General features: G+C 68.2%; 20 protein-coding genes and 1 pseudogene. 10 read left to right on the top strand and 11 right to left on the bottom strand.

Translation table 11 applies throughout. The annotated features are described in order from the left end of the window. Window positions 1–14 precede the first annotated feature (14 nt). The 4 genes from BBJ41_RS18645 to BBJ41_RS18630 all read left to right on the top strand — a co-directional run bounded on the left by BBJ41_RS18645 (window position 15) and on the right by BBJ41_RS18630 (window position 3926). Complete coding sequence (locus tag BBJ41_RS18645; protein WP_069747841.1) at window positions 15–845, top strand: ABC transporter permease; 831 nt, start codon at window positions 15–17, stop codon at window positions 843–845. Between the two features lie 40 nt (window positions 846–885). Beyond that, window positions 886–1719: an ABC transporter ATP-binding protein gene (locus tag BBJ41_RS18640; RefSeq protein WP_069747840.1), complete on the top strand. Its 834-nt coding sequence runs from the start codon at window positions 886–888 to the stop codon at window positions 1717–1719. Between the two features lie 147 nt (window positions 1720–1866). Continuing rightward, complete coding sequence (locus BBJ41_RS18635; protein ID WP_069747839.1) at window positions 1867–2820, top strand: TauD/TfdA dioxygenase family protein; 954 nt, start codon at window positions 1867–1869, stop codon at window positions 2818–2820. Between the two features lie 158 nt (window positions 2821–2978). Beyond that, window positions 2979–3926: a TauD/TfdA dioxygenase family protein gene (locus BBJ41_RS18630; RefSeq protein ID WP_069747838.1), complete on the top strand. Its 948-nt coding sequence runs from the start codon at window positions 2979–2981 to the stop codon at window positions 3924–3926. A 42-nt stretch (window positions 3927–3968) separates the two neighbouring features. Here the strand turns inward: BBJ41_RS18630 and BBJ41_RS18625 are convergent, their stop codons facing one another. Next, complete coding sequence (locus BBJ41_RS18625) at window positions 3969–5630, bottom strand: ABC transporter substrate-binding protein (protein WP_069747837.1); 1662 nt, start codon at window positions 5628–5630, stop codon at window positions 3969–3971. A gap of 307 nt (window positions 5631–5937) precedes the next feature. Between BBJ41_RS18625 and BBJ41_RS18620 the strand changes: the two genes are divergently transcribed. Together BBJ41_RS18620 and BBJ41_RS18615 are read left to right on the top strand one after the other, a co-directional pair. Beyond that, window positions 5938–6345, top strand: coding sequence for a DUF427 domain-containing protein (locus BBJ41_RS18620; RefSeq protein WP_069747836.1), 408 nt, complete (start codon window positions 5938–5940; stop codon window positions 6343–6345). A gap of 174 nt (window positions 6346–6519) precedes the next feature. Beyond that, window positions 6520–7512, top strand: coding sequence for a sulfonate ABC transporter substrate-binding protein (locus BBJ41_RS18615; RefSeq protein WP_069747835.1), 993 nt, complete (start codon window positions 6520–6522; stop codon window positions 7510–7512). A gap of 27 nt (window positions 7513–7539) precedes the next feature. On the opposite strand, the gene BBJ41_RS18610 is transcribed toward BBJ41_RS18615, so the two are convergent. Beyond that, window positions 7540–8121 carry a putative glycolipid-binding domain-containing protein gene (locus BBJ41_RS18610; protein WP_069747834.1) on the bottom strand — a complete coding sequence of 194 codons (582 nt, stop codon included), beginning with the start codon at window positions 8119–8121 and terminating at the stop codon, window positions 7540–7542. Between the two features lie 230 nt (window positions 8122–8351). Between BBJ41_RS18610 and BBJ41_RS18605 the strand changes: the two genes are divergently transcribed. After that, a complete protein-coding gene (locus BBJ41_RS18605) occupies window positions 8352–9260 on the top strand; it encodes a LysR family transcriptional regulator (RefSeq protein WP_069747833.1) in 909 nt (302 codons plus the stop codon). Between the two features lie 34 nt (window positions 9261–9294). Here BBJ41_RS18605 and potE read toward each other — a convergent pair whose 3' ends face one another. Then, window positions 9295–10680, bottom strand: coding sequence for a putrescine-ornithine antiporter (potE, locus tag BBJ41_RS18600; RefSeq protein ID WP_069747832.1), 1386 nt, complete (start codon window positions 10678–10680; stop codon window positions 9295–9297). A 54-nt stretch (window positions 10681–10734) separates the two neighbouring features. Continuing rightward, complete coding sequence (locus BBJ41_RS18595; RefSeq protein ID WP_069747831.1) at window positions 10735–13035, bottom strand: Orn/Lys/Arg family decarboxylase; 2301 nt, start codon at window positions 13033–13035, stop codon at window positions 10735–10737. A gap of 460 nt (window positions 13036–13495) precedes the next feature. On the opposite strand from BBJ41_RS18595, the pseudogene BBJ41_RS18590 reads away from it, so the two are divergent. The 3 genes and pseudogenes from BBJ41_RS18590 to BBJ41_RS18580 all read left to right on the top strand — a co-directional run bounded on the left by BBJ41_RS18590 (window position 13496) and on the right by BBJ41_RS18580 (window position 17713). Further along, window positions 13496–15675: pseudogene (locus BBJ41_RS18590) on the top strand (ornithine decarboxylase). A 278-nt stretch (window positions 15676–15953) separates the two neighbouring features. Next, complete coding sequence (locus BBJ41_RS18585; RefSeq protein WP_069747830.1) at window positions 15954–17135, top strand: MFS transporter; 1182 nt, start codon at window positions 15954–15956, stop codon at window positions 17133–17135. Window positions 17136–17191: 56 nt separating this feature from the next. Further along, a complete protein-coding gene (locus BBJ41_RS18580) occupies window positions 17192–17713 on the top strand; it encodes a hypothetical protein (protein WP_069750256.1) in 522 nt (173 codons plus the stop codon). Window positions 17714–17773: 60 nt separating this feature from the next. Here BBJ41_RS18580 and BBJ41_RS18575 read toward each other — a convergent pair whose 3' ends face one another. Genes BBJ41_RS18575 through BBJ41_RS18545 form a run of 7 tightly spaced genes read right to left on the bottom strand, consistent with a single transcriptional unit; the run spans window position 17774 to window position 26128 of the window. Further along, the gene (locus BBJ41_RS18575) at window positions 17774–18931 is read right to left on the bottom strand and encodes an iron-containing alcohol dehydrogenase (RefSeq protein ID WP_069747829.1); all 1158 of its coding nucleotides are present in this window, start codon (window positions 18929–18931) and stop codon (window positions 17774–17776) included. Further along, window positions 18928–19263, bottom strand: coding sequence for a putative quinol monooxygenase (locus tag BBJ41_RS18570; RefSeq protein ID WP_069750255.1), 336 nt, complete (start codon window positions 19261–19263; stop codon window positions 18928–18930). Before BBJ41_RS18570 ends, BBJ41_RS18575 begins: the two co-directional genes overlap by 4 nt. A 28-nt stretch (window positions 19264–19291) precedes the next feature. Beyond that, entirely contained in the window at window positions 19292–19867 is a 576-nt protein-coding gene (locus BBJ41_RS18565) for a glycerol-3-phosphate responsive antiterminator (RefSeq protein WP_069747828.1), read from the bottom strand. A gap of 5 nt (window positions 19868–19872) precedes the next feature. After that, window positions 19873–21435, bottom strand: a complete 1563-nt coding sequence (locus BBJ41_RS18560; protein ID WP_069747827.1) for an FAD-binding oxidoreductase — start codon at window positions 21433–21435, stop codon at window positions 19873–19875. Next, window positions 21432–23111 (bottom strand): glycerol-3-phosphate dehydrogenase/oxidase, encoded by a 1680-nt coding sequence (locus BBJ41_RS18555; RefSeq protein ID WP_069747826.1) that lies wholly within the window; start codon window positions 23109–23111, stop codon window positions 21432–21434. The genes BBJ41_RS18560 and BBJ41_RS18555 overlap by 4 nt, the downstream gene beginning before the upstream one ends. An 18-nt stretch (window positions 23112–23129) precedes the next feature. Then, window positions 23130–24671: an FGGY family carbohydrate kinase gene (locus tag BBJ41_RS18550; protein WP_069747825.1), complete on the bottom strand. Its 1542-nt coding sequence runs from the start codon at window positions 24669–24671 to the stop codon at window positions 23130–23132. Next, a complete protein-coding gene (locus BBJ41_RS18545) occupies window positions 24668–26128 on the bottom strand; it encodes an MFS transporter (protein WP_069747824.1) in 1461 nt (486 codons plus the stop codon). Before BBJ41_RS18545 ends, BBJ41_RS18550 begins: the two co-directional genes overlap by 4 nt. Window positions 26129–26328 lie beyond the last annotated feature (200 nt).

Below are 26328 nucleotides of genomic sequence, written 5' to 3'. Positions count from 1 at the left end.
AAGGAGCCCCATCCGTGCCGCATTCCGCCACGCCCGCGCTGACGCCGGACGATACGCCGCCGGCCGTCGCGGCCACCCGCCGCCTGCATGCGCCGAATTGGCGCGGTCTGGTGCTGCCGCTCATCGCATTCGCGCTCTGGTGGGCGATCGCCGCCACGCACCTCGTGAAAAGCGGGCTGCTCGTCAGCCCGGCCGACGTGCTGCATACCGCGTGGGCGCAAGCGACGAGCGGCGCGCTCGCCCGCGCGCTGTCCGCATCGCTCGCGCGCGAAGCGTGCGGCTTCGCGATCGGCGCGGCGGCCGGGCTGCTGCTCGGTACCGCGCTCGGGCTGTCGCGCGTCACCGCGCGGATGGTCGGCCCGAGCTTCGACACGTTCAAGCAGATCTCGCTGTTCGCGTGGATTCCGCTGATTTCCGTGTGGTTCGGCCTCGGCGACGTCGCCAAGGTCGTGTTCCTGTCGCTCGCCGCGCTGCTGCCCGTCGCCGCGCATACGTGCGACGGCATTCATGCGGTGCCGCGCGCGTATGTCGACGTGGCCCGCGCGCTGCGCTACTCGCGGCTCCAGTTGGTCCGCTACGTGATCCTGCCGGCCGCGCTGCCGTCGATCTTCACCGGGCTGTATCTCGGCCTGATCTATTCGTGGCTCGCGACGCTCGGCGCCGAATACCTGCTCGTGTCAGGCAGCGGCATCGGCAACACGTTGATCGACGGCAGCGAGCAGTTCCGGATGGACCTCGTGCTGTTCGGGATCATCGTCGTCGGCGTGACCGGCTGGGCACTGAACGCGATCGCGCGTGCGATCGAACGCACGGTGCTGGCCCGGCGCGGCGACCTGCCGCGCTGACCGCCGCTTCCTTCCCTGCCGCCACCTTCTTCGCACCGCCATGACGAACCTCGCCTCCGATTCGCTCGACATCCTCCACGTGAGCAAGCACTACGCACAACGCGGCGCGTCGCTCGCCGTGCTCGACGACGTGTCGCTGCACGTGCGTGCCGGCGAATTCGTCACGATCGTCGGCGCGAGCGGTTGCGGCAAGTCGACGCTGCTGCGGCTGATCGCGGGGCTCGATGCCGACTACACGGGCGAGATCCGCGCCGGCGACGAGCGCGTGCGCGACACGTCGCTGCAGCGCGGCATCGTGTTCCAGGATCACCGGCTGTTTCCGTGGCTGACCGTCGAACAGAACATCGAATCCGCGCTGCGCAACGCACCGCTCGACGCGGCCGCGAAGCGGCGCGCGGTCGCGGATCACATCGCGCTCGTCGGGCTGAACGGGTTCGAGCACGCGTATCCGAATCAGTTGTCGGGCGGGATGGCGCAGCGCGTCGCGATCGCGCGCGGCCTCGTGAACCGCCCGCGCGTGCTGCTGCTCGACGAACCGTTCGGCGCGCTCGATGCGCAGACCCGCGCGCGGATGCAGAACGAGTTGCTGCGCATCTGGGAGCAGGAGCGCATCACGATGGTGCTCGTCACGCACGATGTCGACGAAGCCGTCTATCTCGGCGACCGTGTCGTCACGATGGCGCCTCGCCCGGGCCGCATCGAGCGCATCGTCGACGTCGCATTGCCGCGACCGCGCCGGCGCGATTCGCCCGAATTCGCGCGGTTGCGCGACACCGTGCTCGCCGATTTCGACGACACCGAACCGCCGGGAGGCGGCAAGCGTGTCGACGCGCGTCGCGCGCACCGGATCGGTGAATGGCGCCTCGCGTGGTAGACGCACGACGCGCCGCATTGCTCAGCATGCCGACGCATATCGATCATCGCAGCACGCACGCTAAGGTTGTGACGATTCATCGGTTCCGGTTCCGCGCGGTCCCTGCTTGAATGGAGATTCAACCGATCCGACTCCAGGAGACTCCCGATGTCCGAAGTCCAGCACGCCGCCCACTCGTCTTCGCATGCTTCGCACGCCGCGCCGCGCACGGCCGCCGCCCCGCTTCAGATTCGCCAGGTCGCCGGCCGGATCGGCGCCGAGATCGCCGGCGTCCGGCTGTCGTCCACGCTCGACGATGCAACGTTCGACGCGATCCAGGCCGCGCTGCTGCGCCACAAGGTGCTGTTCTTCCGCGGCCAGCGCCATCTCGACGACACCGCGCAGGAAGCGTTCGCGCGCCGCTTCGGCGACACGGTCGCGCACCCGACCGTGCCGTCCGTCGACGGCAGCGCGCACCTGCTCGAACTCGATTCCGCGCACGGCGCGCGCGCCAATTCGTGGCACACCGACGTGACGTTCGTCGATGCGTACCCGAAGATCTCGATCCTGCGCGCGCTCGTGATTCCGCCGTTCGGCGGCGACACCGTGTGGGCCAACACGGCCGCCGCATACACGCACCTTCCCGACCCGCTGCGTGCGCTTGCCGACACGTTGTGGGCGGTCCATACGAACGCCTACGACTACGCGTCGACGCACGTGCACGCCGACGATGCGCAACTGAAGCGCTACCGCGAAGTGTTCACGTCGACCGTCTACGAAACCGAGCATCCGGTCGTGCGCGTGCATCCGGAAACCGGCGAACGCACGCTCGTGCTCGGGCACTTCGTGCAGAAGATCAAGGGGCTGTCGGCGCAGGATTCCGCGCATCTGCTGCAGGTCTTCCATGAGCACGTGACGCGCCTCGAAAACACCGTGCGCTGGAACTGGCAGGAAGGCGACGTCGCGATCTGGGACAACCGCGCGACGCAGCACTACGCGATCAACGATTACGGCGATGCGCGCCGCGTCGTGCGCCGCGCGACCGTGCACGGCGACGTGCCGGTCGGCATCGACGGCCGCCAGAGCGTCGTGCTGAAGGGGCCGGGCGCGACGCTGCAATAACGCCGGCGCAGCGCGGCGGCGCCATGCCCGGCGCGCCGCCGCGTGTGCACGGCCACCCTCCACCGGAATCCGGCCATGAACCCCTCGCCACCTGACCGACGCGCGTTCGCGCAACGATGTCGGCCCTTCACCCCATCCACTTCCGCCAGGAGCGTCGCATGAGCGCCCTACTCGAACCCGCCGCCCAGCCGGTCGACGTGATCCCGCTGTCCGCCCATATCGGCGCGGAAATACGCGGCGTCGACCTCACGCAACCGTTGACCACGCCGCAGATCGCGGCCATCCGCGCCGCGCTGCTGAAATGGCGCGTCATCTTCTTCCGCGAGCAATTCCTCACGCACGACCAGCACGTCGCATTCTCCGCGCAGTTCGGCGAGCCGACGGTCGGCCACCCGGTGTTCGGGCACGTCGACGGCCATCCGGCCGTGTATTCGGTCGCAAAGCACCGCAAGGCGACGCGTTTCGAAGGCGAGCCGGTGCGTCGGCCTTGGACGGGCTGGCACACCGACGTGACGGCCGCCGTGAACCCGCCGTGGGCGTCGATCCTGCGCGGCGTGACGATCCCGCCGTACGGCGGCGACACGCACTGGACCAATCTCGTCCGCGCGTATGAAACGCTGTCCGCGCCGCTGCGCGGCTTCGTCGACGGCCTGCGCGGCATCCACCGCTTCACGCCGCCGGCCGGCGCGCGCGCCACGGGCGCGTTCGACGAAGCGGTCGAGCGCCGCCCGCTCGTGACCGAACATCCGCTCGTGCGCGTGCATCCGGAGACCGGCGAACGTGCGCTGTACGTGAGCCCGAGCTTCCTGAAATCGATCGTGGGGCTGGCGCCGCGCGAGAGCCAGGCGCTGCTCGAACTGCTGTGGGAACACGTGACGCGGCCGGAATTCACGATCCGCTTCAAGTGGGAACCGCGCAGCATCGCGTTCTGGGACAACCGCGCGACCGCGCATCTCGCGCCCGTCGACATCTTCGATCTCGACTTCGACCGCCAGCTCTATCGCACGACGCTCGCCGGCGATGTGCCGGTCGGCCCCGACGGCCGGCCGTCGGTCGCGCTCGAAGGCTCGCCGGTCGAAGCCGCGGCGGCTATCGCCCTCAACTGACGGCACCCGCACCGGCGCGCGCGAGCGCGCCGGCCTCCCTCGTCAATCCAGCCACACGCCGTCGAACCGGTGCCCGCCGAGCGGCGAGAACGTCAGCCCGTGTACTCGCTTCGATATCGGCAGCGACACGATCGACGTCGCGATCGGCGTGAACGGCACCTGGTCCTTGAACACGACCTGCGCCTGCTCGTACAGCGCCGTGCGCTTCGCGACATCCGCATTCGAGCGCGCCGCGCTCACGAGTTTTTCGAAATCCTGGTTGCACCACTTCGCGAGGTTGCTGCCGTGCACCGCGTCGCAGCCGAGCAGCGTGCCGAGCCAGTTGTCGGGGTCACCGTTGTCGCCCGACCAGCCGTACAGGATCGCGTCGTGCTGCCCTTCGCGCTTCGCGCGGCGGTTGTATTCGCCCCATTCGTAGCTGACGATCTTCGCGCGCACGCCGATCTTCGCCCAGTCCTGCTGGATCAGCTGCGCCATCAATTGCGCATTCGGGTTGTACGGGCGCTGCACCGGCATCGCCCACAGCGTCAGGTCGAAACCGTTCGGGAAACCGGCCTGCGCGAGCAGCGCCTTCGCGGCGGCCGGGTCGCGCGGCGCATCCTTCAGGCGCGGGTTGTACGACCATTGCGAGGGCGGCATCGGGTTCGTCGCGATCTTCGCATCGCCGTTGAAAACGGTCTTCACGATCGCCGTCTTGTCGATCGCGATATCGAGCGCGCGCCGCACGTCGACGCGATCGAGCGGCGCATGCTGCGTGTTGTACGCGACGAAGCCGACGTTGAAACCCATTCCGGAAAACAGCGTCAGCTTCGGGTCGCGCCGTACCGTCTCGAGATCGGCCGGTCGCGGAAACACCGACACCTGGCATTCGTCGGCCACCAGCTTCTGCAGGCGCGCGGCCGGATCGGGCGTGATCGCGAACACGAGGCGCGCGAGCTTCACGTCGTCCGGCTTCCAGTAGTCGGGGTTCGCGTCGTAGCGGATCAGCGCGTCCTTCTGGTAAGTGCGCAGCAGGAACGGCCCCGTGCCGACCGGGAACTGGTTGATGTCGGCCTCGCGATGGCGCGCCGCAAGCTGCGACGCATATTCGGCCGACAGGATCGACGCGAACGCCATCGCGAGATTGCGCACGAACACGACGTCGGGCGACTTCAGCACGAAACGCACCGTATAGTCGTCGACCTTCTCGATGCGCTCGACGTTGCGGTCGAAACCGAGATCGCTGAAGTACGGGAAGCTGACCGGGTAGGCCTTGCGGAACGGATCGTCGGGATCGAGCATCCGGCGGAACGTGAACACGACGTCGTCCGCCTGGAACGGGCGCGTCGGCTTGAACCACGCGGTCGTCTGGAATTTCACGCCGCGCCGCAGGTGGAACGTAATCGTGCGCTGGTCGGGCGACACGTCCCAGCTCGTCGCGAGCGACGGTTCGAGATCGAGCGTGCCGCGCTTGAACTGCACGAGCCCGTTGTAGATCGTGTACGTGCTCGCGTCGAAATCGGTGCTCGTCGTGTGCTGGCCCGGATCGAAGCCGGCCGGGCTGCCTTCGGTGCAGTACACGAGCGTCTTGCCGGTGGGCGCTGCGAACGCGTGCGTGGCCGCGCCGGCGAGCAACAGCGACGCCGCCACGCAGCGCAGCACGGTAAACGGATGCGATGCCCCGCGCGCGCGGCGCACGGCTGGCAAAACGAAAGGAATCTTCATGGTGGCGGAAAGAAATGGCTGTCATGCGAATGACGACGGCCGATCTTCGCGCGCATCCCGCCGATCCCTTACCAATTAATTCGGCGTTGCTTATCGCCGTGAATGCATCCCGCTGCCCGTGCATGAAAATGTCCACGCGAGCGCCGGAAGGTTGCCTGGCGGCGCTGTCGCGCGCTGCGCGCCGACATCATTCCGGCCCCCTGCAGATTCCGCGGAATTGGCGCATCGTATCGGCTGGCAAGCGCCGGCACGGGCGCGCCGGGATCCGCCCGCCGCCGCCGTTCCGCCGAGTCCTGGAGGTCACACGATGTCGATCAACCCCGATACGCCCTCTCGTCCCGTGAAAGCGCCGGGCCCCGATCATCCGATCACGGTCGAACCGCATCCGTCGCGCGTGGTGGTCACGGTGGCCGGCAAGGTCGTCGCCGATACGCGCCGCGCGCTCGCGCTGCGCGAGGCGAGCTACCCGGCCGTGCTCTACATTCCGCGCTCGGACACCGACATGTCGTTGCTGCAACGCACGGACCATGCGACGTACTGCCCGTACAAGGGTGACTGCGCGTACTACTCGATCCCCGCCGGCGGCGAACGCGCGACCAACGCCGTGTGGACGTACGAGCATCCGTATTCCGCCGTCGAAGCGATTCGCGGGCACCTTGCGTTCTATCCGGACCGTGTCGATTCGATCGAGGAAAGCGCCGCCGACGCAGCCTGAGCGCCGCTGATTTGCATATGCGGATTCGTTGGTTGGCTGCCGGCCCGCGCGGCCGTATCGTCCTGAATCCGGCGCGGGCCGGCCCGTTGCGAGCATCGCCCGCACCCGGCTTCGCCCTGTGCCGGCCGCGCCGCCTTCGCGCGCGGCCCGTGAACCCGCACGCAGGACGGCCCGATGAACGACACACCGCACGCAGACGTTGAAACGACACCGGCGAACCCGCACCGCCGCCAGTGGCTGCAAGGCGCAGCCGCCGGGCTGGCCGGGCTCGCGCTCGGCCCGCTCGCGGCCCTGCCCGCGCGGGCCGACGACAACGGCACGCGGCTGCGCATCGGCTTCCAGAAATACGGCAACTTCGTCGTGCTCAAGGCGCGCGGCACGCTCGAGAAACGTCTCGCGAGCCAGGGCGTGACGGTGCAATGGCTCGAGTTCCCGGCCGGCCCGCAACTGCTCGAAGGGCTGAACGCCGGCGCGATCGACGTCGGCACGGTCGGCGAAACGCCGCCGATCTTCGCGCAGGCGGCCGGCGTCGATTTCGTCTATATCGGCAACGAGCCGCCCGCGCCGCAGGGCGAGGCGATCGTCGTGCTGCCCGATTCGCCGATCCGCAACGTCGCGCAACTGCGCGGCAAGAAGGTCGCGTTCAACAAGGGCTCGAACGTCCACTACCTGCTCGTGAAGGCGCTCGAACACGCGGGCCTCACGTATGCCGATATCCAGCCGATCTACCTGACGCCGGCCGACGCGCGCGCCGCGTTCGTGCAGCGCAGCGTCGATGCGTGGGTGATCTGGGATCCGTACCTGGCGGCCGCCGAGCGGCAACTCGGCGCGCGCGCGATCGCGAACGGCGAAGGGCTCGTGCGCAACACGCAGTATTACCTCGCCGCGCGCAAGTATGCGTCCGCTCACCCGCAGGTGCTGCGGGCGCTGCTCGACGAAGTCGACGCGGTCGATCGCTGGGCGCGCGACCATGTTCCCGAGGTCGCCGCGCAACTGTCGCCGCTCGTCGGCCTCGACGCGCCGACGCTCGAAGTCGCGCTCAAACGCGCCGGCTACGGCGTGCAGCCCGTCACCGACGCGACGATCGCTTACCAGCAGAACATCGCCGACGCGTTCAGCACGCTGAAGCTGATTCCGGGCAAGCTGACGGTCGCCAGCGCGCGCTGACGCGCCGCCGGTGCGGGATGCGACGCGTTACGGCGCAGGCGCGGCGCCGATGCGCCGCCATTCGTCGTAGTCGGTGACGAGACCCGTTTCGTCGACTGCGATATCGGCCGCATACGTGCCGCTCTCGTAGCGATAGACGCGCGGCGCCGTGCGCGTATAGCGCTGTTCGCCACGCACGACTTCGAATTCCGGAAAACGCAGCCACGCTGTGTGAATCACCGCCGAATCGCCGACCGCCAGCGCCAGCCGCCGGATCGGAAGCGTATTGGTCGACGGACTGAAACCGAGGTCGATGTCCGTCGCGCCCGCGAGCGCCGGTGCGTCGACGCCGTCGATCGTCCAGCGTCCGCCGTCGCATGCGATGTCCACCTGCTGCGACAGCGCGCCGACCCAGCGTGTCACGCGCACAGAGCGTGTGAGCCAGCCGGCATCGCACGCGATCGCGTAGTCGATGCGAAACGGCGTGCCGTCGAGCGCGCCCGACACCGAGCCCGACAGATCGACGCCGGTTCGCGTCTCCACGAGCCGGCACCATTCGGCCGCCTGCCAGGTCTGCACAATCTGCCATGCGACGCATCGCGTGCGCGCCGCTTCGTCCTGTTGCGTCATGTCACCGTTTCCTGTCGGTCGCGCGGACACCGATTTTCGCTCATCGCGCCGACGAACACACGCGGCTTCGGCGCATGGCATATCCGCGGCCGATAGTCAGTATCGGCCCCGCCTGCACCGTGGGACCGCCTCGGCTTTGATACCATCCGTCGAGCGGAATACGCTCCGGCATGCGTCGTCGTCCGTCGACGGCGCCCGGAATCGGACAGGCAGACAACAGGCGCGACTTCATGGATTTGTTGGCGACGATGCGCATCTACGTCAGGGTCGTGGAGCGCGGGACGATGTCCGGCGCGGCGCGGGATCTCGACATGGGCCAGCCGGCCGTCAGCGAGCGCATCGAGAAGCTCGAAAAGCACCTCGGCACGCGGTTGCTGATGCGCAGTGCGCGCACCCTCGCCTGCACGGAAGAAGGCCGCATTTTCTACGAGCGCAGCAAGGCGCTGATCGAGGCGGCCGAAATGGCGGTCGCGTCGGTATCGAAGACGGAAAACGCGCTCGACGGCACGATCCGGCTGGCGGCGCCGCAATGTTTCGGCGAGGTCGTGATGCCGGGTGTGCTGATGCACGTCCGCAACGCATATCCGAAACTGCACATCGATCTGGTGCTGAACGACGACATCGTCGATCCGGTCACGGAAGGCGTCGACATTTCGATTCGCGTCGGCCAGCTCGGCGACGGCGGTTTCGTCGCGTACGCGCTCGGCGAGGTCGGCCGCGTGCTCGTGGCCGCACCGTCGTATCTCGATCGGAACACGCCGCTCGAAACGAAGGCCGATCTCGCGAACCACCCGTTCATCCGCGTGAAGGGCGTGTTCGCCAACGAACAACTGCCGCTGCAGCAAGAAGGCGGTGCGGTCGAATACGCGCGCATCCGCACGGTCATGACGACGAGCCACTGGCGGCCGATGTTCGACACGATCGCGGCCGGCGGCGGCATCGGCGTCGTGCAGCAACCGGCCTGCGCCGAAGCGCTCGCACTCGGCAAGCTCGTCCGGGTGCTGCCTCGGTACGTCGTGCCCGACTTCGCGCTCAACGTGCTGGTGCATGCGCAGCGGCCGCTGCCGCCGCGCGTGCGGGCCGTCGTCGATCTGCTGAAAAAGGAAATCCCGCTGCTGCTGACGAAAAACCGGCGGTAGCGGCCGATGGCCGCCACCGCCGCCGCCGCCGTCATCACGCCTGCAGCGACTTGCCCGGCTCCTTCACGTGCGCGTCGACTTCCATCTGGTAGAAGCGCGCGCTGACGAAACCGAACAGCGTCCAGCCCAGGAACACGCACAGGCCGCCGAGCATCAGCGCCTGCTCGCCCGAACTGAACAGCGCATAGAAGCTGTACGCGGTGGCCACCATCGCGATCACGTTCGTCACCAGTGCCTTGGCCGGCGGCACCTTCGCGACCTTCTGGATCGTGATCAGCGCAGCCATCGACATCACGTAGGGCACGAGGTTCGTGACGACCGCGAGATCGACGATCTTCTGGAACTGGCTGCTCAACTCCGGGCTGATCGTCATCAGCGCCAGCGCGACCTGCGCGACAAGCAGGATCACCATGCCGACGATCGGCGTGCCCGTGCGCGTCGCCTTCGCGAACACCGGCAGGAAGTAACCGACGTCCGCCGAGCTCTTGAAAACCTGCGCGACCGTGAACTGCCAGCCGAGCAGCGAGCCGATGCACGCGATCACCATCAGCGCGGTGACGATCGTGCCGACGGTCGGCGTGAACATCGTCGCGAACGCGATGCCGAACGGCGCGTTCGACGCCGCGAGGATCGCGTTGGGCACGATCCCCGCGATCACGTTGGTCGACACGATGTAGAAGATCGCCGACGCGACCGTACCGCCCAGCACCGCGATCGGCACGTTGCGCTCCGGATTCTCGACGGCGTCGGAGTTCGCGCACGCCGATTCGAGCCCGAGGAACGCCCACAGCGTCACCGCGATCGAGCCGCCGACGGCCGGCCCGAACGGCATGTTGTGCGGATTCCACGCGGCGCCCCAGGTCGCGCCGCTGAACCAGAACCAGCCGATCAGCGACACGACGACGACCGGGATGATCACGCCCCACACGGTCACCGCGCCGATCCGGCCGGTGATGCGCGAGCCGCCGAAGTTCGCGACCGTCGTGAGCACGAGCAGGAAGATCGTCCAGAGCCCGGTTTGCAGCGGCGACAGCGTCGCGTCGAACAGCACGGTGCCGTAGCCCACCGCCGTGACGCCGATCGCGACGTTGGCGATCACGAGCGACAGCCCGTACGTGTAGTTCGCCATGTAGTTGCCGGCCTTGCCGAATGCGTACTCCGCATAGCCGCCCATCCCGCCCGGCTTGCGGCTCAGCATCCCGCAGCGCGCGAACGCATAGGCCAGCGCGAGCGAACCGCCGGCCGTGACGATCCACGACAGCAGCGAGATCGTGCCGACCTGCGCGAGTTTCGAGGGCAGCAGGATGATGCCGGAGCCCATCATGTTGACCGCCGTCAGGATGGTCAGTTGCCAGACGTTCATCCGGTTCTTCGGCGCAGCCGCGGGGGCCGCGCCGGACATGCTCGCTGCGTTTTCCATGATGTCGATCCTTCGATATGAGGCCGCTGCGCGGCCGGTCGTGCATTTGCCCGGTCAGGCGCTCAGGCAGTACACGCGATACGTGCCGTCCTCGACTTCGACGCCGTGCGTGTCGTGCGCGAAGCCCGGGAAGCGCTGGTCGTACGCTTCGAGCGCCTTCAGGTAGCCGAGCACCGGGCCGCCGGCCGGCCCCGCGTTCTCGCCCGGCATCAGCAGCGGAATGCCCGGCGGATACGGCACGACGCCGGTGGCGACCGTGCGCCCGGCCAGTTCGTCGAGCGTGACCTGCTCGACGCGGCCCTGCACGAGATGCTCGTATGCGCGCACCGGGCTCATCTCCGGCTTCGGCAGGATCGAGAACGCCTCGGACATCAGCCGCGTCGTGCCGAGCTGCTCCATCGCCGCGAACATCGTGTCGGCGAGATCCTTCAGCCCCATGCCCGCATAACGCGCGCCATGCTCCTTCGCGAGCGACGGAATCGCGAATTCGAGCGACAGGTTCGCGTCGTAGTCGCGCTTGAAGTCGCACAGCGCGCTGACGAGCGAGCCCCACTTGCCCTTCGTGATGCCGATCGAGAACAGGAACAGGATCGTGAAGTCGGTCGTTTTCTCGACGACGATCCCGCGCGCGTCGAGATACGCGGTCAGCACGCTCGCCGGAATGCCGACCGGCATCAGGCCGCCGGCCGGCGCGACACCCGGCGTGACGATCGACACCTTGATCGGGTCGAGCATGCAGTAGCCGTCCTCGATGTTGCCGAAGCCGTGCCATTGCGCACCGGGTTTGAGCGTCCAGCACGACGGGTCGGTCGCGAGCAGGTCCGGCGGCGCTTCGTGGAACGGCAGCGAGCGGCCCGTGCGCGTGTCGAGCACCGTATCGGGCTGCCAGCATTCGACGAACCAGTCGCCCTTCGCAGCGTACTCGGCGTTCATCCGTCCGATCATCTGCCGGAACGCGACGGCTTCCTCGATCGACTCGTGCGTCAGCGCTTCGCCGCCGGGGCCGTCCATCATCGCGGCCGCGACGTCGTTCGACGCGATGATCGCGTAGTTCGGCGACGTCGACGCGTGCATCATGAACGTTTCGTTGAACTGGCCATGCGGAATCGGGTTGCGGCCGTCGCGCACGTGGATGTACGACGCCTGCGACAGCGCGGTCAGCAGCTTGTGCGTCGACTGCGTCGCGAACACCGTGGGCCGGTCCGCATGATGGTCGCGCGGGTCGCCGTGCATCGCATGGCGGTCGCGGTAGATCGGATTGAAACGCGCGTAGCCATACCACGCTTCGTCGAAGTGCAGGCGATCGACGCTCGCGCCGAGCAGCTCCTCGACGCGCGCGACGTTGTAGCACAGGCCGTCGTAAGTCGAGTTCGTGACGATCGCGTGTTTCGGCTGGCGGTCGGCAAGGCCTGCCGCGAGCGGGTTCGATGCGATCGCCTCGCGGATCGCCGTCTGCGTGAGGCGCTCCGACGCGATCGGCCCGATGATCCCGTAGCGATTGCGCGTCGGCACGAGGTAGGTCGGGATCGCGCCCGACATCGTCATCGCATGCTCGGCCGACTTGTGACAGTTGCGGTCGCACAGCGCGATCTGGTCGCGGCTCACGCTCGCCATCAGGATGATGCGGTTCGACGTCGACGAGCCGTTCGTCACGTGATACGTGCGATGCGCGCCGAACACGCGCGCCGCGTAGCGTTCGCTTTCGCCGATCGGGCCCGAGTGATCGAGCAGCGAGCCGAGTTCACCGACCGAGATCGACAGGTCGGAGCGGAACAGCGATTCGCCGAAGTATTCGAAGAACGCGCGGCCGACCGGCGATTTCAGGAAACCCGTGCCGCCCGTGTGGCCCGGCGTATGCCACGAGTATTCGTAGACGCGCGAGAATTTCGCGAGCGCGCCGAACATCGGCGGCAGCACGGTTGCGCGGTAGCGTTCGATCGCGGCATGAATGCGCCCGCCGATGAAGTCGGGGGTGTCTTCGAGCAGCCACACGAAATCGTCGACCTTGCCCATCACCGCCGCCGGCACCGTCGACGCGACGCTGCGGTCGGCCAGCAGGAAGATCGGCACGTTGGCGTTGCGATGGCGGATCGCATCGACCACGGCCTCGGACGGCCCGTGGCCGTCCACGCCGAGATCCCAGTCGAGCAGCACGCACTGGATCGACGGATCCGAGCGGACCAGCACGATCGCATCGTCGGCGGTGGTTGCGGTGAGCACGTCGATGCCGCGCTGCGCGAGTTCGGCGCTCAGCGTGCGGACCGCACGGCCTGTCGCCGATTCCTGTGCGATCTCGTCGTCGACCAGCAGTGCGCGCATGCCGAGACGACGAATGCCACCCACGGACGTATTCATATGTTGCCCTCGCAGTTCCGATGTTTCGATATTCGATTGGCGTTGTTCGTCTCACGAGCATGCGTGACAGCAGCATGAGACGCTCGCAATTCCGGTTTGAATCACCATCCAATTCGGAGCCGACTATGCCATAGATGCTTTTCGATGAAAAGCCGACGACTCGGTGAAACTGTCGATCGCTTTCAAAGCGGCTTTCACGCTTCGTTCATTTTTATGTGCATTGCAACACGCTAATTCCCGATTATTTGATCGATCTCATCCTGAGGCGACATTGTCGTTCCGGGTCGATTGAATTCGCCATGTTTTGTTGCTACGATCGGCTGCGCCTCGCCGTACGGGCATGGTTCGTGCGGCGTGCAGCCAGCATTCACGGGAGCGTTTCAATCGATGGCGGCGCGTGTCCGATTACGCGCCAACGCGAATGCCGCTCCCGTTTCCGCTCATTTACGGGAGAGTTCGCGTGAGCCTGTTGAAAATCGCAGTCGAGCCGGCGCTGATTGGCGCCTTCCTCACCACGCACGAACAGGTCGACGTATTTCAGACCGATTTCACGAATATCGCGGCAATCGTCGTCGGAATTGATTCGGCGCAGAAAGTCCTGAAGACGCTGCAAAGAACCGGTTTCGCGATTCCGTTCTTCGTCGCGGTCGAGCCCGACCAGGAAGTGCCGCCGTCGGTCCTGCCGAGCGCGAGCGGGGTGATCCAGCTTCGGCACGGCGGCCGCCACTACTACGGCCGGCAGATTTCCGCCGCGGCCGACATCTACAGCGAAAGCCTGCTGCCGCCATTCTTCAAGGTCATGCGCGACTACGTGCAGCGCGGCTACGTCGAATTCGACTGCCCCGGCCACCAGGGCGGCCAGTTCTTCTCGAATCACCCGCTCGGCCGGATGTTCTTCGACTTCTTCGGCGAAACGCTCTTTCGCGCCGATCTCTGCAACGCGGACGTCCGGCTCGGCGACCTGCTGATCCACGAAGGCCCCGCGCTGGAAGCGCAGCGCAACGCCGCGCGGATCTACAACGCGGACAAGACCTACTTCGTGCTGAACGGCACGTCGACGTCGAACAAGGTCGTCACGAGCGCGCTGCTCGCGCCCGACGATCTCGTGCTGTTCGACCGCAACAACCACAAGTCGGTGCACCTCGGCGCGCTCGTGCTGTCCGGCGCGCGGCCCGTGTACCTCGAAACCGCGCGCAACGCGTGGGGCCTGATCGGCGGCGTCGACAGCGCGGCGCTCGACGAAACGCGAATCCGCGATGCGGTCCGCGACGTCGCCCCGAGCGCGCCGACCTGCCGCGCCCGTTCCGGCTCGCGGTGATCCAGCTCGGCACCTACGACGGCACGATCTACAACGCGCGCGAGATCGTCGACCGGATCGGGCATCTGTGCGACTACATCCTGTTCGATTCGGCGTGGGTCGGCTACGAGCAGTTCATCCCGATGATGCAGGACTGCTCACCGCTGATGCTGGAGCTTGGCCCCGACGATCCCGGCATCTTCGTCACGCAGTCGGTGCACAAGCAGCAGGCCGGCTTCTCTCAGACCTCGCAGATTCACAAGAAGGACAGCCACATCGAAGGCCAGAAGCGCTTCTGCGATCATCGACGCTTCAACAACGCGTACATGATCCATGCGTCGACGAGCCCGTTCTACCCGATGTTCGCGGCGCTCGACGTCAACGCGCAGATGCACGCGGGCCCGGCCGGCAAGCGCCTGTGGCGCGACTGCGTCGCGCACGGCGTCGATGCGCGCAAGCTGCTGCTGAAGACCTGCCGGCAGATCCGCCCGTTCGTCCCGCAAAGCATCGACGGCCGCCCGTGGGCCGACTACCCGACCGAGCAGATCGTCGACGACCTGCGCTTCTTCCGCTTCCATCCGAGCGACACGTGGCACGGCTTCGAAGGCTACGCGGACGACCAGTACTTCGTCGATCCGTGCAAGCTGCTGCTGACGACGCCCGGCATCGATCGCGACACGCACGAATACGCGGCGTTCGGCGCGCCGGCGCCGATCCTCGCGCGCTACCTGCGCGAGCACGGCGTCGTACCGGAGAAGGCCGACCTGTACACGATCCTGTTCCTGCTCACGCCGTCGGAGAGCTTCGGCAAGCTGCAGCATCTGGTCGCGCACCTCGCCCAGTTCGAACGCCATCTCGACCAGGACACGCCGCTGCGCGAGGCGATTCCGTCGCTGTGCGAAGCGTATCCGGAGCTGTACGGCGAAATGCGCCTGCGGCAGCTGTGCCAGCGGATGCACGATTTCTACCGCAGCCACGACATGAAGCACCTGCAGAAGCAGATGTTCCGGCGCGCGCAGTTCCCGAAGCAGGCGATGCTGCCGCAGGCCGCGAATACCGAGCTGATCCGCAACAACGTCGAGCTCGTCACACTCGATCGCATCGAAGGCCGGATCGCGACCGAAGGCGCGCTGCCCTATCCGCCCGGCATCTTCTGCGTGGTGCCCGGCGAAGCCTGGGGCGGCCCGGCACTCGACTACTTCCGCGCGCTCGAAGCGGGGATCAACGCGCTGCCGGGCTTCGAACCGGAGATCCAGGGCGTCTACCTGCAGACGAAGCCGGACGGCACGAAGCAGGCATCGGCTTACGTGGTGGCGGCCGGCGCCGACGCATCGCGCAAGTAAGCCCGCCGGGCAGCCGCACGCTGCCCTTCTTCGAGACCGCCTGCCGCGCGGTGCGGGTGCGGGCGCGGGCGCCGAGCCCTGCTCCCGCACCGTCGCGGCAGTCATCGCGCCGCGACGGCAGCCGCCCGAACGGCACTTGCGCAGCGCCTGACCGTGCGGTACCGTCCTGCTTTCCGGGATAACCGAAGCTTCGCCTCGAAACCCATCCGTCGATTCGATCCGATGCGGCCCCGCCCCTGCCCGGCGCTGTCGCGTCGTGCGTACAGAAGGGGGTTGCGTTGGACGTTCGCGTTTACCTGCTGGCCGCCGCCGTGTTCCTGGCCGGCGTCGCCGAAAACATCTGCGTCGGTATCCTGCCGGCCATCTCCGCCGGCCTGCATGTATCGATCGCAGCCGCCGGCCAGCTCACCACGATCTTCTCCGCCGTGTTCGCGCTCGCCGCGCTCGTCGCGGCCGCCTGTGTCTCGCGGGTCGAGCGGCGCACCGCGCTGCTCGCGTCGCTCGGCGCGTTCGCGGCCGCGAACCTGCTCGCCGCGGCGAGCCCCGGTTACGCGAGCCTGTTCGCCGCGCGCGTGCTGATGGCCGCGAGCTGCGCGACGCTGATCCTCGTCGCGACACGGTTCGCGGCCGAACTCGCGCCGGCATCGCAACGCGGCCGCGCGATCGGTATCGTGTTCATGGGCATCAGTGCATCGCTCGTGCTCGGCGTGCCGATCGGGATGCGGATCGCCGAGTGGGCCGGCTGGCGCGCGGTATTCGTGTCGATCGCCGTGCCCGCGCTGCCGCTCGGGATCTGGCTCGGCCGCCGGCTGCCGCGCATGGCGCCGGCTGCTGCCGTTGCACCGGGTTCGGCCGGCACGCCGGCCGCGCCGTCCTATCGTGCCGTGCTCGCGCGCCCGCGGCTGCTGGCCGCACAGTTCGTTTCCATCGCGATGATCGGCGGGCATTTCACGCTGTTTGCGTATCTCACGCCGTATCTGCAGGCCGTGCTGTCGCCCGGCGCGGCCGCGCTCGAAGGGTTGTACGTCGCGTTCGGGATCGCCGGCGTGACCGGCGCGTGGCTCGGCGGATTGTTCTCGGACCGGCTCGGCGCGTCCCGCGCGCTGTGCGCGTGCCCGGCCGTGTTTCTCGTCGCGATGGCGATGCTGCCGGCGGCCGGCGTGTCGCCGCTCGCGTTCGTGCCCGCGATGATGCTGTGGGGCGGCATCAGCTGGTCGATCTCGCCGATCGTGCAGAACTACCTGATCCAGGCCGCACCGTCGCTGGCCGATGCGAGCGTCGGCATCAACGTGTCGGCCATGCACGCGGGCGTCGCGCTCGGTTCGGCGCTCGGCGGCGTGCTGGTCGAGCGCGATGCGCTGCTCGACACGCCGTGGGCCGGATGCGGCCTCGTGGCCGTCGCGCTGGCGTGCGCCTGCGTCGCCGCATGGCCCGCGCGGCAGGCCGCACGCGCATCGTGACGAATGGCGCGGCGCGCTCGCCGGCCTCGCGCACGACGTGTATCATCGCCGCCATCATGCCCATCCGACCGCTTCGTCCGCTCCTGATCGTCCCGGCACTTGCCGTCTCCATCGCCGCGCATGCGCAGCAGGTCGGCGTCGTCGCCGACGGCGTCTACTACACGCCGAACACGCACCTCGCGGCCGGCACGTCGCTGCAGGTGCTGCCGGATGACGACAAGGGCGTCGCGCGCTGCTGCGCGACGATTACCGGGCCCGCCGCCAAGCCCGGCAACCAGATCCTCGACAGCCTGCACGACGATCGCACGATCGCCGCGTATGCGCTGTCGCTGCCGAAGTCGGTTCCGGCGGATACGCGCGGCTTCGGCGTCGCCGGCGCCGCGCGCTTCGTGCGTCAGGGCGCACACCCGCAAGCGGTGCTCGACGGCGGCCTGCAACTCGCGTTCTCGACCTGCACGTCAGTGGAAGGCACGCATTACCTCGGTCGCAAGGTCGACGGCAACAAGTTGCTCGTACACCTGTATCAGTACTTCGACGGCGAGTTCGAGCCGACCTGCAAGGATCGCGACCTGAAATAGTCGCGCCCGGCCGGCCAGCGGCATCGCGCCGCGGCCCGGCGGCCGTTCACGCCGGCCGCGTCACCACGCCTGCCGATAGATCGCCAGCGCGTCGGCCTCCATCACTTCGCGCGGATTGTTCACGAGCAGGCGCGTCTGCAGCATCGCGTCCGACGCCATCCTCGGCAGGTCGCCCTCCCCGATACCGACTTCGCGCAGCGTGCGCGGAATGCCCGTCGCGACGATCAGCCGGTCGATCTCGCCGATCAGCGCGTGCGTGCGTGCTTCGTCGCTGCCCGTCGCCGACGGCGCGACGATCGCCGCGAGTTCCGCATACAACGGCGCGGCGGCCGGCGCATTGAAGCGCAGCACGTGTGGAAGCACGAGCGCATTCGACAGCCCGTGCGGCACGTGGAAGATGCCGCCGACCGGATAGGCCAGCGCATGCACGGCCGCGACCGGCGCATTTGCGAACGCCTGCCCCGCGAACATCGCGCCGACCAGCATCGCCTCGCGCGCGTGCCGGTCGTGACCGTCGTCGCAGGCGGCGAGCAGGTTGCGCGACAGCAGCGTCAGCGCCTGCACCGCCAGCATGTCGGATACCGGGTTCTTCAATCGCGTGGACGTATAGGCCTCGATCGCATGCACCATCGCGTCGATGCCGGTCGCGGCCGTCGCCGCGCGCGGCAGGCCGAGCGTCAGTTCGGCGTCGAGGATCGCGACGTCCGCGAACAGGTGCGGCGACACCACCCCCATCTTGCGCGCCTCGCCGACCGTGACGATCGACACGGCCGTCACCTCGGAACCCGTGCCGGCCGTCGTCGGGATCTGCACGAGCGGCAGCCGCGCGCTCGCGACCTTGTCGACGCCGTACATGTCGGCGAGCGCCTGCTGCCCCGGCGCGAGCACCGCAATCAGCTTCGCGACGTCCATCGACGAACCGCCGCCCAGGCCGAGCACGATCTCCGCATCGGCCGCGACGGCCCGCGCGGTCGCTTCGAGCACCACGTGCTCGGGCGGATCGGCGATCACGTCGTCGATCACGGTGACCTGCCAGCCGTGCGCGGCGAGGCTCTCCAGCGCGGGCGCGAGCACGCCGCTGCGATGCAGGAACGCATCGGTGATGACGCACAGCCGCACGAGCGCCGGGAAGCGTTCGCGCAACAACGCGCCGAGCCGGCGCGCGGCGCCGAATTCGACGATCTGCGTCGGAACGGTACGGAATTGAAACGGGTTCATCGGGTGCCTCCCGGTGGCGTCGCCGTGCCGGTGTCCGGCTGCACCATGTAGCGCGACACGTCGCGGCGATCGAGCAACGGAATGATCGCCCCGACACCGATCCGCTGGAAATGCGGCGTTTCCCGATGCACGTCGAGGCCGTCCGCGTCGCTGTACCGTTCGAGGATCAGGATATGGTCGGGATCGTCCGGCGACCGGAAATAAGCGTAGTCGAGGTTCTTCGGCTCGGCGCGCGTCGCCGGCGCGAGCTCGGCGAGCAGTTCGATCACGCGGTCGCCGTTGCCGGGCTTCGCGAAGTAATGTGCGATGACCTGCAGGTAGGGTTCGTTCATGCTGCGCTCCATGTTCGACGGGAACCCGTCACGACGACGGGTCGAAATTCCACCACGCGCGGTCGCTCGTCGACACCGCGAGCGCGCCGTGCCGCCGCGCGCTGCGCACGTCGTCCGCGTTACCGACGAAGCCGGATGCCACGATCGGCGGCAGCGCCTGCCGGTCGGCTTCGCTCAGGTGCGCGAGCATCGGCGCGGGCATCAGCTGCACGAGGTTCGGATCGCTCTGCTCGATCGCCTTCATGCTGCGCGGCCACGTCGAGCGGTCGGTCACGAACACCTTCTGCATCGTGATGAGCCCCGCGCGGTTCGCACGCTGGATCGTCGCGACGCGCGTCGACACGAGGCTCGCGACGCCGATATCGGCCAGATATTCGACGCCGCCCTTGTCCTGCGACAGCCCATCGCAGCTGTCGATGTTGACGATCACGAACTTGCCGGCCCGGGCGAGCGCCGCGACCACCGCCTGCAGCCGGCGCAGGTCGACGTTCGCGACGATGCCGACCTCCGCCTCGCTGTCGATGAAGCTGTCGGCCTGCTCGGCGCCGTACAGCGTGGCGATGACGGGATGACGGGCGAGACGCGCGCCCAGCGACTTGTCCATGACGTTTACCGGTCGACGTGCGGGCCCGTCTCGTCGCCGAGACCGAGCTTGCCGGGGTTGAGGATGTGCTTCGGATCGAGCGCGCGCTTCACCGTCTGCAGCACCGGGAACGCCGTGCCCAGCGAATCGCGCATGTACGGCGAACGCAACAGCCCGACGCCGTGGTGATGACTCAACGTCGCATTGTATTGGATCAGCACCGCGTTCGCTGCGTCCCACGCGGCGCGATACCATGCTCCCCGCTCGGCCACCGCGACGTCGCCGCGCAGCGAGAAATACAGGCACGCGCCGTCGGCATACGCATGCGACTGGTGCGCCGAGCCGGCCAGCGTGCCCGGCACGGCCTGCAGCGCGGCCACCACGTCGCGATAGATCGCCGCGAGGTCGCGCCAGCGGCCGCACATCTCCAGCGTATCGGCGACGAAGCCCGGGCTGCGCTTGAAGCCTTCCGCGCTCTTGCCGGTCAGGTAGCGCGTGTCGAGCCACTTCTCGAAGATCGCATCGCCGTCCAGCGTGTGGCCGCCGTCGTCGCAGACGCGCGCACTGATCGCCATCACCGCGTCGACGATTTCGCGCGTGCCTTCGTCGGCGATCAGCAGCACGTTCGTGTCGGGCAGCCCGAACTGCACGCCGCTTTCGAGCGCGTCGTAGAGCCGCAGCGCGGCCGGGTTCGCGCCGCGCTGCAGGATCTCGCGGCACGCGTCGAGGCCGGCCGCGAACGTATCGAAGCCGTACGCGATCGCGCGGCCGTAGTCGGGCAGCCGGTGCAACTTCAGGCGCGCGCGCACGATGATGCCAAGCGTGCCTTCGCTGCCGATGAGCACCTGCTGCAGATCGGGGCCGACCGCCGCGCGCGAATAGCCGCCGAGCGTCACCAGGCTGCCGTCCGCGAGCACGACATCCATCCCGAACACCATGTCCTCGATCTTGCCGTAGCGCGTCGACAGTTGCCCCGCGCCGCGGCACGCGATCCAGCCGCCGACCGTGCTGATCCCGAACGACGACGGCCAGTGCCCCATCGTCAGTCCGTGCTCGCGCTGCAGCGCTTCTTCGAACACGTCGCCGAACATCCCGGCTTCGACGTCGACGATCTGGCTTTCGGCATCGACGCCGATGAGCCGGTTCAGCCCGCACACGTCGAGCACGATGCCGCCGCGCACGGGCAACGCCGCGCCCGTCACGTTGCTTCGGCCGGCCGACGCCGTCACCGGAATCGTCGCCGCGTGCGCGATGCGCATCACGGCCTGCACCTGTTCGACCGTCGACACGCGCACGATCACCGCATGTGGCGTCGCGGGCCGGCCGGCCGTCTCGGCGACCATCGACGCGGCCCACCAGTCACGCGTCCACGCGACGACGTCGGCCGGTTGCGTGAGCACTTCGTCGGCCACCGCGCGCAACGCGTCGACCTGCTGCGACGATACCTCGACCGGCGCGCGCTGCATGCCCGCTTCGGCGGGCGTGCAGCCTGCCGCCGGCAGATTCAGCGAATAATGCGGCGGCGTATGCGCGCCGACGACGTAGTTGCCGCGGTTGTAGCCGCGCTTGATGGCTTCCTTGCTGATCATCCGTTATCTCCCATGAGGATGGATTTTTCGAGTGCGACGGCGGCGACGTAGTCGCGCACCTGGCTGGCGACGGTCGCATCGGACAAGCCGAGCTCCGTCTTGAGGATGGCGCCGACGCGCGGCGCCGCGCGCGCCGATGCGTCACGCGCCATCAGCCGCGCGCGTGTGCGGCGCGACAGCACGTCGTCGACGCTGCGTGCGAATTCGTGACGCACCGCATAGAGCACTTCCGCTTCGCTGTACGGCAGCCCTTCGACGATCGGCACGAGCAGCGACGGCGTCGCATCGGCGAGATCGCCGACGAAGCGCGCTTCGGTACCGTAGCGTTCGCCGAGATGCGCGGCGAGCCCGCCCGATGCGACGATCGCCTGCGGGTCGTAGCCGGCCGCACCGAGCAGGTATGCCGATTTGGTGCGGCAGCGCGTATGGCGGCCGAGCAGCTTGCCGACCGTGTCGATCGTCTGCTCGGCCATGTGCCGCGACGTCGTCAGCTTGCCGCCGACGATCGTCACGAGCCCGTCGGGCGCGACATGGATCTCGTGATTGCGCTTCATCTCGATCGTCTTGCCGCCCGGCGGCCCGACGAGCGGCCGGCATCCCGCGATGCTGCCGACCACGTCGTCCGCGCTCAGGTCGGCTTTCAGCGCGGAGCGCGCGCCTTCGAGCAGGAAATCGAGTTCCTTGCGCGTGCAGTGCACGTCGTCGAGATCGCCGTCGTAGTCCTCGTCGGTCGTGCCGAGATACGACACGTTGCCCCAGCGCGTGATCGTCGCGCGCCGGTTGCGGCCCGGCACGGGGATCGTCACCGTGCAGTCGTTGCGGATCTTCAGCCACGGGATCGCGACGTGCACGCCCTTCGCGGGCCGCACCTGCAACGCGGACGTGTCGCCCTTGCGGGCGCCGGTCCAGTCGCGCAGCCATACGCCGGTCGCCATCACGACCACGCGTGCGCGCACGCGCCGCTCGCGGCCGTCGGCATGCACGATCGCACCGTCGACCTTGCCGTGGCCGTCGCGCGTCAGCTCGACCACGCGCGCGTGGTTCGCCACCGCCGCGCCGTGGAACGCGGCCGTGCGCACGAGGTTCAGCGTCAGGCGCGCATCGTCGACGCGCGCGTCGAAATACATGAAGCCGCCCGTCAGGTACGTTTCGTTGAAGGTCGGGCAATGCGACAGCACCTCGGCCTTCGTCAGCTTCTGGTGCAGGATGCCCTCGCGCCAGCCGCCGGCGATGTCGTAGGTCCACAGCAGGCTTTCGAAGGCTTTCGCGAGACGCCGGTCGAACACGCCTTCGCGCTCCATCACCGGGAACAGGAACGGCAACCGTTGCACGAGATGGCGCGCGTTGCGCCGCAGCCGCTGCCGCTCGAGCAGCGAATGGCGCACGAGCCCGAGATTGCCCTGCTCGATATAACGCAGCCCGCCGTGCACCATCTTCGACGATTTCGACGACGTGCCCGACGCGAAATCGCTCTTCTCGACGAGCGCGACGCGCAACCCGCGCAGGCTCGCATCGAACGCCGCGTACGCGCCCGTCACGCCGCCGCCCACGATCAGCACGTCGAACGTGTCCGTCTCGAGTCGCGCCAGGTGCTCGTCGCGGTTCACGCGCAACGGCTCGGTGCCCGTCATGCCGGCACGGTCCGTCTTCGGTTTTCTGGATGGCAAAAACATCATGCTGGTCGTTCTCCGTGCTTACGCGTGAGCAAAATCGGCCGCGTGCGCGAGCTCGGACGCGATCCGCGCATGCCAGGCCGCGCGCCGGCGCTGCCGGCAGTCCGCATCGATCGAGGGTTCGAAGACAGCGTCGGTGACGAGCGTCGCGCAGGCCGCGTCGAGCGAATCCCACAGCAGCCCCGACGCGCCCGCGAGAAACGCCGCGCCGCGCAGGCTCGCGCGATCGCCTTCGCGCATCCGGCGCACCGGCACGCCGCTCACGTCGGCCTGGATCTGCAGCAGCGTGTCGCTGCCCGCCAGGCCGCCGCCGACGATCAGCTCCGACACGTCGGCCCGCGCCACGGCCTGGTTGGCCTCCATGCACGACGCGACCGAATGCGCGATGCCTTCGAGCACCGCGTACGCGACTTCGGCCTGCGTCGTCGCGATCGAAATGCCCGACAGCAACGCGCGCGCGTTCGGCTCCATCCGCGGCACGCGCAGGCCGGTGAGCGCAGGCACGAAGGTCACGCCGCGCGCCGACCGCACGGTGCCCGCCAGCGCGCTGATCTGCGCGGGATCGTCGAACCAGCGCAGCTTTTCGCACACCCAGCGCAGCGCGGAACCGGTCGTCGCGACGAAGGTTTCGAGCGAGTAATGCGACACGCCGCCGTGCCGCCGCGCGGTCATCGCAAGCGTGCCGTCGTGCGCGTGACCGGGTTGCGCGTGCGATCCGGCGTCGGGACGCGCCGTCCCCGTCAGCAGGTCGACGAAGCTGCCGGTGCCGTGCACGCACATCGCCTGGCCGCGCTCGACGCAGCCGAGGCCGACCGCGCCCGCGAACTGGTCGCCCGCGCACGCGAGGATCGGCACGTCGATGCCGAGCACGTCCCGGCGCGTGCGGCCGAACGCATCGGCATCCTCGCGCAGCGCGGGCAGCAGTTCGCGCGGAAAGCCGAGCGCGTCGAGCCACGGGTCGAAGTAGCGATGCTCGCCGAGCAGGTACGCGCTCGCCGATGTCGCATGGGTCGGCGTCGTCACGCACTCGCGCGCATCAGACAGATGCCACAGCAGCCACGTGTCGATCGTGCCGAACGCGAGGCATCCCGCACGATGCACGTCGGCGACCGCCTGCGACGCGCGCATCTGGTGCACGGCCCACAAGTACGGCGAGCGCACGCCCGCCGGCCGGCCGACCTTCGGCACGAGCACGTGATCCCAGTCGGCGGCGAGACGGTCGAGCTCGGCCGCATGCCGCGTGTCCTGCCAGACCATCGCGGGCACGAGCGCGCGCCCGGTCCGCGTGTCCCACAGCACGGCGGTAGCCCGCTGCGTCGCGAGCGCCAGCGCGACGATGCGCACGTGCTGCGCGTGTGCCTGCGCGAGCGTCGCGCGGCAGACCGCGAGCGTCTTGTCGAGGATCGCGTTCGCGTCCTGTTCGACGACACCCGGCTGCGGGCTCTCGACCGACAGCGGCAGGTATTCGAGGCACGATACGTGCCCGCTCGCATCGACGATCGCGGCACGCGTGCCGGACGTGCCTTCGTCGATTGCAAGAATGGCGTTTCGGGAATCGGTCATCGCTGCGTTTTCTCGATGGCGGGTTTCAGGAAGGCCGACGTGGCGCGCGCGTCGTCGAAGTGCGGCGCGTCGGGTTCGTTGTCGGGATTGATCGTCGTGCGCGTCGGGTCCCAGCGGATCGCGAAGCAGATCGCGCTCGCGACGCACGGCACGACCGCGAGAATCAGGAACGTGTGTTCGAGGCCGTAGCGCGCGCGAAACAGCGGAAACACCAGCAGGCCGAGCGCCGCGCCGATGGAGCCGAGCGCGCCGACGATGCCGTTCGCGCCCGCGCGCAACTCGCCGCGAAACGACAGCGACGACAGGCTCTTGCCGTTCGCGCCGGGGCCGGCCGAGTGGAACAGGATGAACAGCGACGGCACGACGACCGACAGCCATAGCGGCATGCGCGCATGGAACAGCCCGAGCACGACCAGCATCGCGCAGACCGCCGCGAAACCGATCGCCGACGCGCGGCGCAGGCCGATGCGACGGCCGACCGTCGACGACGAGAAGCCGCCGACGATCCCGAACAGGTTGAACACGAGCGCGCCGAGCGTCGCATAGACGAAGTCCGTGCCGAACAGTGCGGCGCTGATGAGCGGCAGATACCAGCCGATCGCGAAGTATTCGATCGACTGGCCGATCTGCACGGTCGCGGCGAGGATCGTGCGCGGCAGGTAGACGCCGCGGAAGATCAGCAACACGTTCGCGAGGCCGCGCGTGGCGGGATTAACGATCGGCGTACGTTCATGCGCGGGCGCTGCGGCGAACGCCTGCCCGTAGATGCGCGTCATCGCGCGCGCCGCGTCGTCGAGCCGCTCCTTGCGCGCGAGCCAGATCGGGCTTTCGACGAGGAACGCGCATTGCAGCGCGAGGATCGCGACGCCGAACACTGCGGTGGCCGCCACCGAGTAGCGCCAGATCGAATCGCCGACCTGCCACGCATGGAACAGCAACGCGAGCAGCAGGTTCAGGCAGACGGCCGTGTACCACATGCCCTGCCAGGTATTGAGGCGGCTTTTCAGGCGGCCGGGCGTGAACTCCGCGAGCATCGCCATCGCGATCGCGAAGTCGATCCCGTATGCCATCCCGACGAAGAAGCGGCCAGCGAGAATCGTATTGAAATCCGGCGCGAACACCACCAGCAATGCACCGATCACCGACAGCAGCTTCGCGGCGATCAGCGGCCGCACGCGCCCCCAGCGGTCGGCCATCCAGCCGCCGATCGGGTTGAACGCGATCGCGACCCACGATGCGAACGACGTCATCCACGCGACCTGCGCGGCCGACAGATGCAATTCGCGCGTCATCGGCCCGAGGCCGGCGCTCAATGCCGAGTTGGAAAATGCATCGAGAAACAGCCCGCCGAGCGACAGCCACCAGACGAGCCCCGCCCTGCCCGCGATACCGGGGCGAGAGTCGAGAAAGGAGATGACGTCTTCAATGCCATGAAGCTTGACCGCGATCGTTCGCACAATCGGCCTCCGTATATTTGTTCTGTAAGAGGCTCGACATTGCAGATGCGATCGACGCATGGAGAGACCATCTTACAGATAGTCTCTTATCTAGATCTGCCAGCGCAATTTACGGCGGGCAGCGCGCCCGTGTCAAGCGCGGTCGGTTGTGCGATGCAGCGAGCAGCATGTCGTCGCTCCGCCAAATCGTTGCGTGCACA

The organism is Burkholderia stabilis, assembly GCF_001742165.1.
GTDB lineage: Bacteria > Pseudomonadota > Gammaproteobacteria > Burkholderiales > Burkholderiaceae > Burkholderia > Burkholderia stabilis.
This window is presented reverse-complemented; position numbering and strand designations above follow the sequence as displayed.